General features: G+C 43.1%; 20 protein-coding genes. All 20 read left to right on the top strand.

Going from position 1 to position 15,571, the window contains the following annotated elements:
* The first annotated feature begins 161 nt into the window (after positions 1-161).
* Positions 162-392 carry a DUF1797 family protein gene (locus RYK49_RS05640; RefSeq protein ID WP_002896146.1) on the top strand — a complete coding sequence of 77 codons (231 nt, stop codon included), beginning with the start codon at positions 162-164 and terminating at the stop codon, positions 390-392.
* A gap of 189 nt (positions 393-581) precedes the next feature.
* On the top strand, positions 582-1,436 hold the full coding sequence (locus tag RYK49_RS05635; RefSeq protein ID WP_002921925.1) for a bifunctional methylenetetrahydrofolate dehydrogenase/methenyltetrahydrofolate cyclohydrolase: 855 nt from the start codon (positions 582-584) through the stop codon (positions 1,434-1,436).
* Complete coding sequence (locus RYK49_RS05630; RefSeq protein WP_048772700.1) at positions 1,433-2,206, top strand: HAD hydrolase family protein; 774 nt, start codon at positions 1,433-1,435, stop codon at positions 2,204-2,206. Before RYK49_RS05635 ends, RYK49_RS05630 begins: the two co-directional genes overlap by 4 nt.
* Before the next feature lie 107 nt (positions 2,207-2,313).
* Positions 2,314-3,156 carry an NAD(P)H-hydrate dehydratase gene (locus RYK49_RS05625; RefSeq protein WP_314830225.1) on the top strand — a complete coding sequence of 281 codons (843 nt, stop codon included), beginning with the start codon at positions 2,314-2,316 and terminating at the stop codon, positions 3,154-3,156.
* The gene (locus tag RYK49_RS05620; protein ID WP_314830226.1) at positions 3,132-3,368 is read left to right on the top strand and encodes an initiator RepB protein; all 237 of its coding nucleotides are present in this window, start codon (positions 3,132-3,134) and stop codon (positions 3,366-3,368) included. Before RYK49_RS05625 ends, RYK49_RS05620 begins: the two co-directional genes overlap by 25 nt.
* Positions 3,313-4,653 (top strand): exodeoxyribonuclease VII large subunit, encoded by a 1,341-nt coding sequence (gene xseA, locus RYK49_RS05615; RefSeq protein WP_314830227.1) that lies wholly within the window; start codon positions 3,313-3,315, stop codon positions 4,651-4,653. The genes RYK49_RS05620 and xseA overlap by 56 nt, the downstream gene beginning before the upstream one ends.
* A complete protein-coding gene (locus tag RYK49_RS05610) occupies positions 4,631-4,843 on the top strand; it encodes an exodeoxyribonuclease VII small subunit (RefSeq protein ID WP_002896137.1) in 213 nt (70 codons plus the stop codon). Before xseA ends, RYK49_RS05610 begins: the two co-directional genes overlap by 23 nt.
* Positions 4,840-5,715: a polyprenyl synthetase family protein gene (locus RYK49_RS05605; protein ID WP_002919432.1), complete on the top strand. Its 876-nt coding sequence runs from the start codon at positions 4,840-4,842 to the stop codon at positions 5,713-5,715. The genes RYK49_RS05610 and RYK49_RS05605 overlap by 4 nt, the downstream gene beginning before the upstream one ends.
* Complete coding sequence (locus RYK49_RS05600; protein WP_314830228.1) at positions 5,708-6,523, top strand: TlyA family RNA methyltransferase; 816 nt, start codon at positions 5,708-5,710, stop codon at positions 6,521-6,523. Before RYK49_RS05605 ends, RYK49_RS05600 begins: the two co-directional genes overlap by 8 nt.
* On the top strand, positions 6,516-6,947 hold the full coding sequence (locus RYK49_RS05595) for an arginine repressor (protein WP_002915680.1): 432 nt from the start codon (positions 6,516-6,518) through the stop codon (positions 6,945-6,947). Before RYK49_RS05600 ends, RYK49_RS05595 begins: the two co-directional genes overlap by 8 nt.
* 8 nt (positions 6,948-6,955) lie before the next feature.
* Positions 6,956-8,614, top strand: coding sequence for a DNA repair protein RecN (gene recN / locus RYK49_RS05590; protein ID WP_314830229.1), 1,659 nt, complete (start codon positions 6,956-6,958; stop codon positions 8,612-8,614).
* Between the two features lie 51 nt (positions 8,615-8,665).
* Entirely contained in the window at positions 8,666-9,394 is a 729-nt protein-coding gene (locus RYK49_RS05585) for a metallophosphoesterase (RefSeq protein WP_314830230.1), read from the top strand.
* A 281-nt stretch (positions 9,395-9,675) separates the two neighbouring features.
* Positions 9,676-10,509 (top strand): DegV family protein, encoded by an 834-nt coding sequence (locus RYK49_RS05580; RefSeq protein WP_314830231.1) that lies wholly within the window; start codon positions 9,676-9,678, stop codon positions 10,507-10,509.
* 112 nt (positions 10,510-10,621) lie between these two features.
* Positions 10,622-10,897, top strand: coding sequence for an HU family DNA-binding protein (locus RYK49_RS05575; RefSeq protein WP_002896125.1), 276 nt, complete (start codon positions 10,622-10,624; stop codon positions 10,895-10,897).
* A 233-nt stretch (positions 10,898-11,130) separates the two neighbouring features.
* Positions 11,131-11,280 carry a hypothetical protein gene (locus tag RYK49_RS05570; protein WP_314830232.1) on the top strand — a complete coding sequence of 50 codons (150 nt, stop codon included), beginning with the start codon at positions 11,131-11,133 and terminating at the stop codon, positions 11,278-11,280.
* 238 nt (positions 11,281-11,518) lie between these two features.
* A complete protein-coding gene (locus RYK49_RS05565; RefSeq protein WP_002896121.1) occupies positions 11,519-11,839 on the top strand; it encodes a hypothetical protein in 321 nt (106 codons plus the stop codon).
* 204 nt (positions 11,840-12,043) lie between these two features.
* Positions 12,044-12,487, top strand: coding sequence for a Fur family transcriptional regulator (locus RYK49_RS05560; protein WP_002896119.1), 444 nt, complete (start codon positions 12,044-12,046; stop codon positions 12,485-12,487).
* 435 nt (positions 12,488-12,922) lie between these two features.
* The gene (locus RYK49_RS05555) at positions 12,923-13,963 is read left to right on the top strand and encodes a hypothetical protein (RefSeq protein ID WP_314865141.1); all 1,041 of its coding nucleotides are present in this window, start codon (positions 12,923-12,925) and stop codon (positions 13,961-13,963) included.
* Between the two features lie 8 nt (positions 13,964-13,971).
* A complete protein-coding gene (locus RYK49_RS05550; protein ID WP_002896116.1) occupies positions 13,972-14,712 on the top strand; it encodes a hypothetical protein in 741 nt (246 codons plus the stop codon).
* A gap of 33 nt (positions 14,713-14,745) precedes the next feature.
* Positions 14,746-15,492 carry a hypothetical protein gene (locus RYK49_RS05545; protein WP_314830234.1) on the top strand — a complete coding sequence of 249 codons (747 nt, stop codon included), beginning with the start codon at positions 14,746-14,748 and terminating at the stop codon, positions 15,490-15,492.
* The last annotated feature ends 79 nt before the right edge of the window (positions 15,493-15,571 follow it).

The raw sequence follows: 15,571 nt of genomic DNA, 5'->3' as shown, positions 1-15,571 counted from the left end.
CAGTATTCTCGAACTTTGCAAGAATTTACTACAAAATCCTCCCTTAGACCGAGCAGAATGAAAACAAATTCTTGAAAAATTGCAAAAAATTGGCTTTTAGTGGTATTTCAGCAGCTATTTATGGTAAAATAAGAGGGAACTAAGTAAATAGGAGAAACAAAATGGAATCACATTTAGTTAGAATTATTAACCGCTTAGAAGCTATGGCTAAGGATGGCGGAAATTTGAAACGTAATTTTGAGCGTGAAGGAGTGGTTGTAGCAGAAGTAGCTTACAGTTATGACGAAGAAAACGGCTCTGTCTTCACCTTGCGTGACGTTGCAGCGCGTGAGACCTATACTTTCGACAGCATCGATTTGATTGCAATGGAAATTTATGAATTACTCTACTAAAAAGCACTTAGCTGCTTTTTATTTTTGCACTTTTTATCTTGTTTTGAAAATGATTTAGTAGGTCTGAAAATTTTACCACTAGCTGCCAATGAATCCTCGTCTTATAACTTTGTATAAGAAAAAGTTATAGGCTGGGCACAGATTTTTTTGGTATAATGAAAAAAATAATGAAAAAGAAATGAGAATGACATGGCCCAGATTATTGATGGTAGAGGTTTAGCAGAGAAGCTTCAGAAAAAATTAGCTGAAAAAACGGCTCGCCTCAAAGAAAAGACAGGTCAGGTACCGGGCTTGGTAGTGATTGTGGTGGGAAATAATCCAGCCAGTCAAATCTACGTACGTAATAAAGAGCGCTCAGCCTTGGCTGCTGGCTTTCGGAGTAAGGTAGAACGTCTGCCAGAAGAGACCAGCCAGGAAGAGCTCTTGAGCTTGATTGAAACTTATAATCAAAATCCTGACTGGCATGGCATTTTGGTCCAGCTGCCCTTGCCTGAGCATATTGATGATGAAGCTGTGCTGCTGGCCATTGATCCAGACAAGGATGTTGATGGCTTTCATCCGCTTAATATGGGCAAGCTATGGAGCGGCCATCCGGTTATGATTCCGGCTACTCCTGCAGGCATTATGGCAATGTTCCATGAATATGGCGTTGAACTGGAAGGCAAGCGAGCGGTCGTCATCGGGCGGAGTAATATTGTTGGTAAGCCCATGGCTCAGCTGCTTTTGGCTAAGAATGCGACGGTTACTCTAACACATTCGCGGACCCACAATCTAGCCAAGACTGCTAAGCGGGCAGATATTTTGGTGGTCGCTATCGGACGTGGACATTTTGTGACCAAGGACTTTGTCAAGGAGGGGGCCGTTGTCATTGATGTCGGTATGAACCGAGATGAAAATGGCAAGCTGATTGGCGACGTTAAGTTTGATGAAGTGTCTGAACTTGCCAGTCTGATTACCCCTGTACCTGGAGGTGTTGGGCCTATGACCATTACCATGCTGATGGAGCAGACTTACCAAGCCTTTAAACGGAGTCTTGAATCATGAAATTTGTTTTTGATTTGGATGGGACCTTGTCCTTTGATTATATGACGATTGATGAGGAGATTAAGCAGGTTCTGCTGACGGCTCCTCAGTTTGATCATGAAGTTCTGTTTGCTTCGGCGCGCTCCTATCGAGATTGTCTGGGATTATTGGGTCCGGAATTGAGCCAGCAGATAGTGATTGGCCTGAACGGCGGAGTAGCTTATCAGAAGGGACAGCTGATGTTTGAGCGCCAGCTGCATCAGTCGAGTTATCAAGCCATTCTAGATACTTGTTTGACCTATAATTTGCCTTTTTTCGTTGATAATACTTTTGACTACAGCGGCCAGATTTTAGAAAAAATCCCTTTTATTGCCAGTGTAGATCCTCTCAAGCGGGCAAGACGGCTGGAACTGGCTGATCTCCAGCACCCTATTAAGGTTGTTATTTACATGGGGAATCATGAGCAACTCTTAGACGATTTACAGGCTCGTTTTGCAAGCTTGCCTAATCTAAGTCTAGACTATCATGAACATGAGAAATGTTTTTATATCAATCCGGCTGAAACCAATAAAGCTTCAACTGTAAAGGAACTCTGCGGTTCGGATTATGTAGCTTTTGGTAATGATCAAAATGATATCCAGCTCTTTAAGAATTCTCTCTATGCTGTGCAGGTTGGGGATTTTTCGGGCTTGAGCGATTATGCGGATGAGCAGGTCGCTTTTCAGGAAAACTTACCTAAGGCAGTCGCAGCAAGAATCTTACAAAAATTTGCAGATTTCCGAAGAAAATAACTTTCTTGCGATACGAGGCACCTGTTTAGGTGCCTTTTGGTGTATAATAAAGATAGGTTTGGTCATCTTTAGATCAGTACAGGATAAAGTTGGTCTAGGAGAATATCATGTCAAAAAATGCTGGAAATATTTTAAAAAGAGTCATTAGGGAACGCCCCTTGGATAGCCACAAGGGCGATTACGGCCGTCTCTTATTGATTGGGGGAACCTATCCTTATGGGGGCGCCATTATCATGGCTGCTTTGGCTGCGGTCAATAGCGGAGCGGGTCTGGTGACTGTTGCTACAGATAGAGAAAATATCGCCCCTCTGCACAGTCATCTACCGGAGGCCATGGCCTTTGACTTAGAGGAGCAAGACCGATTGACAGAGCAACTGGCCAAATCAGATCTAGTCTTGATTGGTCCTGGCTTGGCGGAGAATCAACTAGGTCTAGATATCCTACAAAAGGTAGTCCAGACTGTGACAGAGAAGCAGATACTTATCATGGATGGCGGCGCCATTTCACTCTTTAGCAAAGCAGCTTTGCCATTTCCAAAAGCCCAAACAGTTTTTACCCCTCACCAGAAGGAGTGGGAAGGCTTATCGGGTTTGAGCTTGTCAGATCAGGCAGCGGTAGCCAATCAGGCAGCGGTCAATCAGCTGCCTCTGGGCAGTATTGTTGTGCAGAAAAAGCATGGGACGACCATCTATCAAAGCGGTCAAGAGCAGGTCTTTGAGCTGACAGTAGGCGGACCTTATCAGGCAACTGGTGGAATGGGGGATACGCTGGCAGGTATGATTGCCGCATTTGCGGGTCAGTTCAAGTCAAGCAGTCTCTTTGAGCGAGTGGCGGCTGCAACTCTTCTTCACTCCCTTATCGCTGATGAACTGAGTCATGAAGCTTATGTCGTCCTGCCAACGGCAATCAGTAGAGCCATTCCAAATTGGATGAAGGAAATGAGTCAGTAGACTTTTTCTTGGGTTTTAAGTCAGCTGGGTTTCTTTTGTGGAAGCCCAGTTTTTTTCTTGCTTTTCAGGGAATTTTTAGACTTTGTAATCGGTTTTTTATGCAGTTTTTTGTTATAATAAAAGTTACGGAAAAACTAGAAATGAAAGGAAAAGGACATGCCAGAGTATTTGTCGGTTTCGACCTTGACCAAGTATCTGAAGATGAAGTTTGAGCGGGATCCTTATTTGGAGCGTGTCTATCTGACTGGCCAGGTGTCCAATTTCCGCCGGCGCCCCAATCATCAGTATTTTTCATTGAAGGATGAGAAGGCCGTCATTCAGGTTACGATTTGGTCTGGTGTCTATCAAAAGCTAGGCTTTGAGCTGGAAGAAGGCATGAAAATCAATGTGATTGGCCGGGTGCAGCTCTATGAGCCGAGCGGTTCCTATTCTATCATCGTTGAAAAAGCGGAGCCGGATGGTATCGGAGCTTTGGCTATCCAGTTTGAACAGCTCAAGAAAAAACTGGGAGAAGAAGGGCTTTTTCAAGAGAAATTCAAGCAATCCTTGCCCCAATTTCCTAAGAAAATCGGCGTCGTAACCAGTCCCAGCGGAGCGGTTATCCGGGATATTATTACGACGGTCAGCCGTCGCTTTCCGGGAGTGGAGATTGTCCTTTATCCGACAAAAGTGCAGGGAGATGGGGCTGCAGATCAGATTGCTGACCACATTAGACTGGCCAATGAGCGGTCGGATTTGGATGTACTGATTATTGGTCGAGGTGGCGGTTCTATCGAAGATCTCTGGGCTTTCAACGAAGAGGAAACAGTTCGGGCTATTTTTGAGTCTCGGATTCCTGTTATTTCTAGTGTCGGCCATGAGATAGATACGACTTTGGCGGACTTTGTGGCTGATCGCAGGGCTGCGACTCCGACGGCTGCGGCTGAGCTAGCAACACCGGTCACCAAACTGGACCTGCTGGGACATTTGCAGCAGCAGGAAAACCGCATGTCACGAGCGATTTCCAATCGCCTGAGCTATTATCGAGAGAGATTGAATAAGCTAACCCAGTCGGTTATCTTCCGACAGCCAGAGCGTCTTTACGATGGCCATCTGCAGAAATTAGACCAGCTCAACCTGCGACTGAAGCAAAAAATTCGCGAATATTATAGTGAAGAGCAACAGCGGGCCAAAATCTTGCAGCATCGTTTGGAGGCATTGAATCCGCTCAATCGAGTTCAGCGTTTTCAAGAGCAGACTGCCCAGCTGGAGCGTTTGCTGCGCAGCAATATGGCGGTCATTTATGATAACAAGGTGGCTCAAGTCAGGAGATTGTCCGAGGCCTTGCTTATGCTGGATACCAGTCGAATCGTGGCGCGTGGCTATGCTATTGTCCAAAAGAATCAAAAGGTTGTCGAGTCAAGTGCTGGCATTGAAGAAAAAGATGAGCTGACCCTGCTTATGCGGGATGGGCAGCTGGAAGTAGAGGTAAAACATGTCCAAAGAAAAGAAATTTGAAGAAAATTTAGCAGACTTGGAAGTCATTGTTCAAAAGCTGGAAAATGGTGACGTAGCGCTGGAAGAGGCAATTGCGGAATTTCAAAAGGGAATGAAGCTTTCAAAAGAACTTCAGGCTAGTCTGGACAAGGCTGAAAAGACCTTGGTTAAGGTCATGCAGGCAGACGGCACAGAAACGGAAATGGAATGACAAGAAACGAGAAACTGGAAAAAATTGGTCTGACGATTGAAGATTTTTATAGGTCTCAGCAAGTGTCTTCGGATTTATCAGAAGTTATTTTGTACTCGGTGAAGGCAGGCGGCAAGCGAATTCGTCCCCTATTGCTATTGGAGTTGATTCAAGCATTTGGCCTAGAGCTAGCTGAGGCTCACTATCAGGTCGCAGCGGCTCTTGAGATGATTCACACTGGCAGCCTTATTCATGATGATTTGCCAGCTATGGATGATGACGACTATCGTCGAGGCCGCTTGACTAGCCATAAGAAGTTTGGAGAGGATATGGCTATTTTGGCGGGTGATTCTCTCTTTTTGGACCCCTATGGACTATTGGCAAGGGCCGAGCTGCCCAGTCAGGTCAAGGTGGACTTGATTTCTGAATTGTCTCTGGCAGCAGGGAGCTTTGGTATGGTCGCAGGACAAGTTCTGGACATGCAAGGTGAAGGCCAAGCAATTAGTTTAGAAGATTTAAAAAACATCCATGCCAATAAGACTGGTAAGCTACTGACCTATCCTTTTGTCGCAGCTGGTTTGATTGTTCAGGCTCAGCAGTCTGTTCAAGACAAGCTTCGTAGGATTGGAGAGCTCTTGGGCTTGGCCTTTCAAGTGCGGGATGATATTTTGGATGTGACAGCTAGCTTTGAAGAGCTGGGTAAAACCCCGCAGAAAGATTTAGCTGCGGCCAAGTCGACTTATCCAGCCTTTCTGGGACTGGATGGAGCTAAGAACTTTTTCAATCAGACCCTTGATGAAGCTGTGCTTATTCTGTCAGACTTGGAAGAGAAGACAGAGTTTTCAGGCGAAGAAATTCAAAAGATAATAGAAAGTTTAAGATTGAATGGCTAAGGAAAGAGTAGATGTGCTGGCCTACAGACAAGGGCTCTTTGAGACCAGAGAGCAGGCTAAGCGTGGTGTGATGGCTGGACTAGTCATTGCTGCGGCCAATGGCCAGCGCTTTGACAAGCCAGGTGAAAAGATTGACGCAGCCACAGAGCTGCGCTTAAAAGGTGAGAAACTCAGGTATGTCAGTCGCGGCGGCCTCAAGCTAGAAAAGGCTTTGCAAGTGTTTGATATTTCGGTAGCGGACCGAGTGACCTTAGATATCGGAGCTTCGACCGGCGGTTTTACAGATGTCATGCTGCAGCACGGAGCTAAGCTGGTCTATGCAGTAGATGTCGGTACTAATCAGCTGGCTTGGAAGCTCAGACAGGATGAGCGGGTCGTCAGCATGGAGCAGTTTAATTTTCGCTATGCCCAAAGGACTGACTTTGAGCAGGAGCCGAGCTTTGCTAGTATTGACGTTAGCTTTATATCGCTGAGTTTGATTTTTCCGGCTCTGCATGAGATTTTGGTTCAGGATGGCCAAGTGGTCGCCTTGATCAAGCCTCAGTTTGAAGCGGGACGCGAGCAGATTGGGAAAAAAGGGATTGTCAAGGATAAAAAGGTCCATCTGGCAGTTCTGGAAAAGGTCACAGCATTTATGATGGAGGCTGGCTTTTCTGTCAGGGGACTGGATTTTTCGCCTATTCAGGGCGGTCAGGGCAATGTGGAATTTCTGGCCTATTTAGAAAAGAGTACAGAGCCGCAGCCTCTTGATTCAGCAATGATGACAGCTGTCGTAGAGGCAGCACACAAGGAATTTAAGGATGAATAAGAAGGATAGATTAGAAAAGATTAGACGCTTTGTCAGTGACTATGACATTGGTACACAGGAGGAAATTGTAGAACATCTTAGGGAATCTGGGATTACAGCGACCCAGGCTACGGTCTCTAGGGATATCAAAGAACTGGGGATTGTCAAGATACCGCTCAAGGACAACACTTATATCTACGAGCTGCCTAAGACCATGACTAGCAGTCTGGGCTTGGCCGAAAATAATATCCTGTCCTGTCAGGTCTTGGGAAATATGATCAATCTCAGTCTGGTACCAGGGAGCACAGCACTGGTCAAGCGTCATCTTAGAAATGAATTTGCTGAGGATATTTTCAGTATCTTGGCAGACAACGACAGTATTTTGATGGTTATGATGACAGAGGAAGCAGCTGCAAGGATTGCAACCATCATTCACCATTGGTAGGAAAGCCTATGTTATTAGAAATTTCGATTAAAAATTTTGCCATTATTGAGGAAATTTCCCTAAATTTTGAGCAAGGTATGACGGTTTTGACCGGGGAGACCGGAGCCGGCAAGTCTATTATTATTGACGCGATGAATATGATGCTGGGCAGCCGTGCTACGACGGATGTTATTCGTCATGGAGCGCCCAAAGCTGAGATAGAGGGACTTTTTTCGCTGGAAAATAGCAGAGCTTTGCGAGAGATTTTTGAGGAGCAGGGCTGGGAGCTGACCGATGAGCTGATTATCCGTCGGGAAATTCTGCAAAATGGCCGCAGTGTCAGTCGTATCAACGGTCAGATGGTTAATCTGTCTGTTCTAAAGGCTGTCGGTCAGCACTTGGTGGATATCCATGGTCAGCATGATCAGGAAGAACTGATGAGACCTCAGCTTCATATTGCCATGCTAGATGAGTTTGGAACAGCAGACTTTTTGCATCTCAAGGGTCGCTATCAGGAAACCTTTGACCGCTATCGAAGCCTGCGCAAGCAAGTCCTGACTTTGCAGAAAAATCAGCAGGAGCATAAGGCCAGGATTGAGATGCTGGAGTTTCAGATGGCGGAGATTGAGAGCGCAGCCCTCAAAAGCGGTGAAGATACTGCCCTGCATCAGGAGCGGGACCGCTTGCTCAACCACAAGCTCATTGCAGATACGCTGACGAACGCCTATACCATGCTGGATAATGAAGATTTTTCCAGTCTGACCAATGTCCGCTCAGCTATGAATGACCTTGAGTCTATCGAGGATTACGATCCAGCCTACAAGGAGCTTTCAGGCAGCTTGTCAGAGACTTATTATGTCTTGGAAGATGTCAGCAAGCGCCTAGAGGACATTTTAGATGGACTGGATTTTGATGGAGATCGGCTGCTGCAGGTGGAGAGTCGCCTAGACTTGATTAACAGCATCACGCGTAAATACGGCGGCCAAGTAGATGATGTGCTGGATTACTTTACTCAGATTTCCAAAGAATACAGGCTTTTAACTGGAAGTAACTTGTCCTCAGAGGATATGGACCGAGAGCTGAAGGACTTGGAGAGAGAGCTGGTAGAGCTGGCCCAGGAGCTGAGTCAGGCTCGTCACAGCCTAGCAGCCCAGCTGGAAGCGGAAATCAAGCAAGAGCTGCAGGACCTTTACATGGAAAAGGCACGTTTTAAAGTGCAGTTCAGTAAGGGCAAATTCAACCGTGAGGGCAATGAACAAGTAGAGTTTTACATCTCAGCAAATCCGGGCGAGGATTTCAAACCTTTGGTGAAGGTTGCGTCTGGCGGGGAACTTTCCCGTCTCATGTTGGCTATCAAGTCTGCCTTTTCTCGTAAGGAAGGCAAGACCAGCATTGTCTTTGACGAAGTGGATACGGGCGTTTCTGGCCGAGTGGCCCAGGCTATTGCTCAGAAGATTCACAAGATTGGCTCCAACGGGCAAGTCTTGGCTATTTCCCATTTGCCGCAGGTCATTGCGATTGCCGATTATCAGTTCTTTATTGAGAAGATTTCGGATGAGAATTCAACCGTCTCAACGGTTCGCTTGCTGACGGCTGACGAGCGTGTTCAGGAAGTTGCTAAGATGCTGGCTGGCGAAGATGTAACGGATGCTGCCTTGACTCAAGCCAGAGAATTATTAAAGAAATAAACAAGCGAGGCTGAGACACTAGTGTTTCGGTCTCCTTTAGGAGGAGCGCATATGACAGAATATTTTGCAATTGGTGATGTCCATGGTAAGGCTAGTATGCTAGATGAGCTGCTCCAGCACTGGGACGGTCGTAGCCAACTAGTCTTTCTAGGGGACTTGATAGATCGTGGCGAGGACAGCCGAGCAGTTTTGGAGCGGGTCAAGGATTTAGTGAATCAGAAAGGAGCTATCTGTCTTTCTGGCAATCATGAGTATATGTTTCTGACTTGGCTGGACAATCCTGAAAAGTCTTATAACCACTACCGACGCAATGGCGGAGATACGACGATTAATTCGCTTTTAGGCCGGCCTCTCAATGCTCCTGTAGATGGACTAGCAGACGCGGAACGTGTCAAGACGGAGGCGGCCGATGTAGTAGATTTTATTCGTCAGATGCCTTTCCTATTGGAGACAGACCAATACATTTTTGTCCATGCTGGCCTAGATTTGGAGCTGAAAGATTGGCGAGAGACCAGTGATTATCAAAAAGTTTGGATTCGCGCGCCTTTTCACGAAGGCAGCAATCAGACTGGCAAAACGATTATCTTTGGCCATACACCGACATTTTACCTCTTGCATGAGGCACCGGGAACTGACCAGCTATGGATGACTGAGGATGGCAAGATTGGCATGGATGGCGGAGCTGTTTATGGCGGAGTCCTCCATGGAGTTCTCTTTGGTCATAATGGCATCATAGAGCAGTACGCCATAAAAAATGATGGTTTTGTAGCTGAAGACTGAAAAAAGATTGGATTTTCCCAATCTTTTTTTGCTGAGATTCTCTCTGAAAATCAGCTTTTCCAAAATTTTCCCCAATAAAGCTAAAAAAGCAGCATGTAAACACTTTTTCATCTAATTTTAAAGAAGCGCAAAAAGATTAAAAAAATAAAACAAGCAGATTAAATTTAGGAAACGCTTGGCCTGAGCTGTGATTTTAGCGAATATTCCCCCACAAAACCATAAAAATTTGGTATAATGTAGTGTAATAACAAGTTAAAATTTAGATACAGAGTAGGAAATCTATGACGAAAATAAAAATCGTAACTGACTCATCCGTAACCATTGAACCAGAGGTTGCCAAGGAATTAGACATTACAATTGTGCCTCTCTCTGTTATGGTGGACGGGGTGGTCTATTCGGATGCAGACCTAGAGGAGGGTGAGTTTCTTCGTCTCATGCAGTCTAGTCGCAATCTGCCTAAAACCAGCCAGCCGCCTGTCGGAGTCTTTGCTGATGTTTTTGAGCGCTTGGCAGAGGATGGAGCACAGATTATCTCCATTCACATGTCTCACGCCTTGTCAGGGACTGTCGAAGCAGCCCGTCAGGGAGCGACTTTGGCTAATGCGGATGTGACGGTTGTTGATAGTTCTTTCACTGATCAGGCTATGAAGTTCCAAGTCACCGAAGCAGCTAAACTGGCCAAGGAAGGAGTTAGCCTAGAGGAGATTCTGACTAAAATCGAGGAAGTGAAGGAAAAGACAGAACTCTACATCGGTCTCTCTACCTTAGAAAATCTGGTTAAAGGAGGCCGTATTGGTCGAGTTTCCGGTCTGATTAGCTCCTTGCTTAATATCCGGGTTATCATGCAAATGAAGGACCATCAGCTAGAGCCCATTGTCAAAGGGAGGGGTGCTAAGACCTTTAAGAAATGGCTGGATGATTTGACAGCAAGTCTGCAAATTAAGCAAGTGGCTGAAATTGGAATTTCCTATGCAGGCAGTCCAGAATTGGCTCTGGAAATGAAGGAAAGTTTACAGCCGTATGTCAAGAAACCTATTTCAGTGCTGGAAACAGGGTCCATTATTCAGACACATACAGGGGAAAATGCTTGGGCTGTGCTGATTCGTTACGAATAAAACCATAATAATTTAGAAAATAGCGGCTTAGTACTTGACCTGAAAGCTATTTTTAGATATGATAATATTTGTTAGGGTTATCAACCCAGAAAAAATTTGGAGGATTTGTTAAATGGCTAACAAACAAGATTTGATCGCAAAAGTAGCAGAAGCTACAGAATTGACTAAAAAAGATTCAGCAGCAGCAGTTGACGCTGTATTCGCAGCTGTAACTGAGTACCTTTCAAAAGGTGAAAAAGTTCAACTTATCGGTTTTGGTAACTTTGAAGTTCGTGAGCGTGCAGCACGTAAAGGTCGCAACCCACAAACTGGTAAAGAAATCAAAATCGCAGCTTCTAAAGTACCAGCTTTCAAAGCAGGTAAAGCTCTTAAAGACGCTGTAAAATAATTTTGGTTAATAAAGCCTGACATACTTGCCTTTGGCGAGTATGTCAGGTTTTTCTTTTTGCTCTCAGTTCTTGAACTTAATAAAAGATTTAGTGGCTTCGAGAAAGTTGATTGATGAACTTTCTTGGAGTTTTTATTTTGCAAAGAAGTGAAGGAAATTGTCTCTAATCAAAAGAGAATGATAAAGGACAAACATATTTAAAGACGTGAAATAAAAAGTTTAGGAGGTAAGAAATGAAATGGAAACCACTTCAGGGCTCACTGCTTCCTGTTAATCCTTTTGGCAGCAAATTTCGCTTGTTGATGGGATTGTTTGTCGTGCTTTTTTCAATCTTTCTATTACCCATGCAGACATTGACTGCTTTGGAGGAGCAGTTGGTTTGAGCAAATGTCAGCGTGACTAAGACTTAAGCTTCAGTAAAAAGCTTTGAAAATCTAGAATATATGAAAAGTCTGTTATCTCAACTTTTGTTGGGAATAGCAGGATTTTTATTTTCAAGGAAAGATAAGCATTAAAAGCAGTCAAATGCTTGAATTTTTCATAAAATTAAAAATGAGCTTGTATTTTTCTAGCAAATATGGTAAGCTATTTTAGTAAAAAATTATACAAAGGAGACTGTTGATGAAGACAAAAACATTAGCACTCGTAAATGGACTTGTTGGACTTATTGGTGGTATTATTCTACTTTTGTGGCCTTTCTTCATTTGGGTTATTTATTTTATGCTAGGTGTATTTGACATCCTGAAAATTGCAATCCTAGCTTTGGGGATTGCTGGTATTGTCTACTATAAGGATGATAATCGTGTGGGACCAGCAGGCTCTATCTTGATGATTGTAGGTGGAATTTTTACCTTTAATGACTTCTTGGGCTGGATTGGTGCTATTCTTTCTATCATAGGCGGTTCCCTTTATTTAGCAAGCTTGAAGAGATTCCAAGCATAGAGCGAGGATTGAAAAAAATACTAGTTTAAAGCTTGCATTGCCTTAAATGGATAAGGAATCATGCAGAAGCAGGATGCTGAACTTTGGTTCTTTCTGTCCTGCTTTTTTCCTTTTAGCTTATTTACAATCATTCTTAATAGCCAAGTAAGCCTAGTCATGGTATAATGGTAATGACTTAGATAAGAGGCTATAACGGAGTAAATAATGAAACAAGAACACCAGCATGACTTTGACCAAGTAATTGGCCATTTGCGCGCCAAGGGTGTGCGCATTACAGAAACGCGGAAGGCGGTAATTGACTATATTATCCAAAGCCACGACCATCCTAGCGCTGAAATGATATATCAGGACTTGAAGCCCAATTTTCCTAATATGAGTCTGGCAACAGTCTATAATAATCTCAAGGTTCTGATTGATGAGGGTTTTGTCGCTGAGCTCAAGGTTCGCAATGATACGACGACCTACTTTGACTTTATGGGTCATCAGCATCTCAATGTCATCTGTGAAAAATGCGGCCGTATTGCTGATATGGAGCTGGAACTTCCAGATGTCAAGCATGAGGCTGAAGTGCAGACTGGCTACCACATCACCCAAAGTCAGACGACTGTCTATGGCCTCTGCCCCCAATGCCAGCAAGAGGCGGTGTGACTGCGAGGATGATTAGGAGCTTTTTGGAGCCTAAAGACGAACAAAGTTGTGACTCGCTTCGGAAATTCAATCTGCAACTTCAAAGCAGTACTTTGAGCCATCGGCTATTGCGTTAAGATTCTATTTCTAATAAAAAGCAAGGCTAGAACTTATGTCTCTTAGCCTTTTTCTATGTGTTTTAGCAAGGCATGTTCGCAGGATATCATCTGAGCTTAGAGACGTTGGTACCTAGTCAAGTACAGCACTTAGCAAGATCAGATATTTTAAGTATAACCCCTTATATACTTATGCTATTATTTTACAGGTAGAATAATCTGTGATATAATGGGTACATAGAAAGCGCTTTTAAATAATAGAAGGGAGTAAATTATTTAAAAATAAGGCCTTGAGCCATCTTGTTGTTTCTCAGGATTTATCATTTTGGAGGTTTTTATTATGAAAAAAGCACGATTCACTAGCATTTTTATGCTTAGTTTACTGATTGTTTCAAACCTAGTTCTTCCGGCTCGTGTCTTTGCTGAAGAGGCAAATGCTAATAACACCGGGAAAGAAATTTTGTCTTCTCTTTTTGCAATAGAAGAAAGTTTAAACGAAAACGGTTTGTCGCTTAAACAATTTGCTCAACTTCAACAAAGAGGGGAAGGTTTTTATTCAAAATTGGCAGCTCTAGCTGGGGAGATGAGCACAAAACAGCCACAGTTGACTGAAGAACAGAAAAAAATTGTAGATGAAAAACTGGAAAAGGCTAGAAAAATATCTGATAAATGGGATTATGCTTCTCAAATGGCACAACAAAATATGCAGCGAGATGGTAATGCAAGAGACATTAATAAAGAGACAGTCTATATGTATCTATCTCATTACATAGACATTAAGACTGGGATTTTGGATACGGTTAATCCGTATATCTCAAATGATGGCTATTTCAGTGCATGGATTGTTAATGACGATAGGCGAGCCTATGACCAGTATCTATCTAAAGTCTTACCTGTAGAGCAAGTAGCCACAGGAGTGAAAATGATAAAGTCGATTATTGATGTAAAAAATCTCTTCAAAGAACCAGGGAAAATTCTTTCAATAAATAATTACACTTTACAAATTCTCTATTCTTTAATTTTATTACGTTCAATACCCAAAGATTTACAAGGACTTGACGATAATATTAAAGAATTTGTGACTGCATTAAATGTTTCAAATGATCCTAAAATGACCATAGGAGCATTAGAGCAAAGTCTTGAACTTGAGGGATATGATCAGCTCACTAGAGATACAATTGAAAATTTAGTGTTAAATATAGCTTGCACATTTGTAGGGATAGATTCTTCAATTATAACTGAATTAGTTCAATCTGGAATAGAATTTTTAGGATATGCATCAAAGGATTTATATGATAAAGCATTATGGATTTCTTTGATTCAATACAATAATATGAGAGTTTCTAAACGTATCATGCGTTATTATGGGTTTGATTTTTAGGAGGTCTTATGTTCTGGAGAAGAGATTGGGAGGAAGAGATATCAGGAAGCAGAGAATCGCCTTTTTTGGAATGCCGTCATCTTCTTTTTGAAGGGGAATCGGACTATCCTATTTGTCCTTCTTGTGGCAAGCTAATAAAGGAAAATCTTCCTCAAAACAGTGTGGATCGCTCACGTCTTTTTCTGATTTATCAAAAAGTGAAGCGAGTATGGAGTGTCAAAATTGGGATTACTTCAACACTGCTCATTATCATTCTATCTTATTGGTTGCCACAGGTTATAGGTGGCTGGTTTCTATGGACAGGCGACTATGGATTTAGTAGATTTATTCCTTCTAGTTCTCATAATCCCACCTTATTTAGTGTGACACTTTTTGGCTACATTCCCTTATTTATCCTTTTTGTAGCAAGAGAGCGTGTTAAGCGATTTTTTACCTTCTCTTTGAGGATTGAGCATTTTCATAAAATTCTTTATTCTTGGCCTGTTCAGCTTACTCTCTTTATCTTTGTTATCATCTTATTAAGTGCTTATATGCCTAAGTTTTATGAAATGGAAGGAGAATCGTTGATTGTCAAGCAAATTCAGCTAACTCCCGCCCAACAGACTAAGGGAGTAGAGCTCTTTGTCTTTGTCAATATGCTTTGTAACTGGATAGTAGCAGGCTTGTTGGCCATTCATCAACTGATAGACAGGAGACGGACTTGGTGGCTCAAGGAAGCCAACGAGGTTTATCTTTCTGGCGGGTGTTGATATGAAGAGAAATTTTGATTTTTAGGAGGTCTTATGTTCTGGTGGAGAAAGAAATGGCTGGATGAGTTGTCAGACAGTGATGAATCGCCTCTTTTGGAATGTCGTCATCTTCTCTTTGAAGAGGAAGCTGGCTATCCCATTTGCCCCTCTTGCGGTGGACTCATAAAAGAGAATTTTCCTAAGAAAGGAGCGGACAAAGCACGTCTGCACCTGATATGGGAGAAGATGCAGCGAGTATGGAGCGTAAGATTTGGAAGGGAATTTTCAGCAGCTTTGTTTGTGATACCAGCTATTTTTCTTCCAGAATTTTTAAGCCGTTGGATTTTAACCACTGGAGATTACGGCTTTTCTAGCTTTTTCATTGCTAGCCGTCATACGCCTACAATGATTAGCTTTACTTATGAAGGCTATATTCCTTTATTCATCTTTTTTATGGGCAAAGAACGCTTTAAACGTTTCTCTACTTTTTCTTTAGGATTTGAGCGTTTTCATAAAATCCTTTATTCTTGGCCTGTTCGGCTTGTTACTTTTATCGCTGTTATTTGCTTTATTAATATTATTATGCCAAAGATTTATGGGGTTGAAGGAGATGTCTTTATAGGTAAACATAGCCAGCTAACTCCGGCCCAGCATGCTAAGGGTGTAGAACTTTTCATCTTTGTCAATATGCTCTCCATATGGATTGTATCTGCCTTACTGCTTATTTATCAGTTGATAGACGGGAGACGGACTTGGTGGCTCAAGGAAGCCAACGAGTTTTATCTTTCTGGCGGGTGTTAGGGCAAAGGTTTCCGCCCGGGAATACAAAAGCGCTTTCTTGCTGAAAAAGGTCTGATTTGACGAAATAGGCTAGCTTTTT

Origin of the sequence: uncultured Streptococcus sp. (assembly GCF_963525625.1) — a bacterium.
GTDB lineage: Bacteria > Bacillota > Bacilli > Lactobacillales > Streptococcaceae > Streptococcus.
The sequence above is the reverse complement of the archived record's forward strand: the minus strand, read 5'-3'. Positions and strand labels throughout refer to the sequence as shown.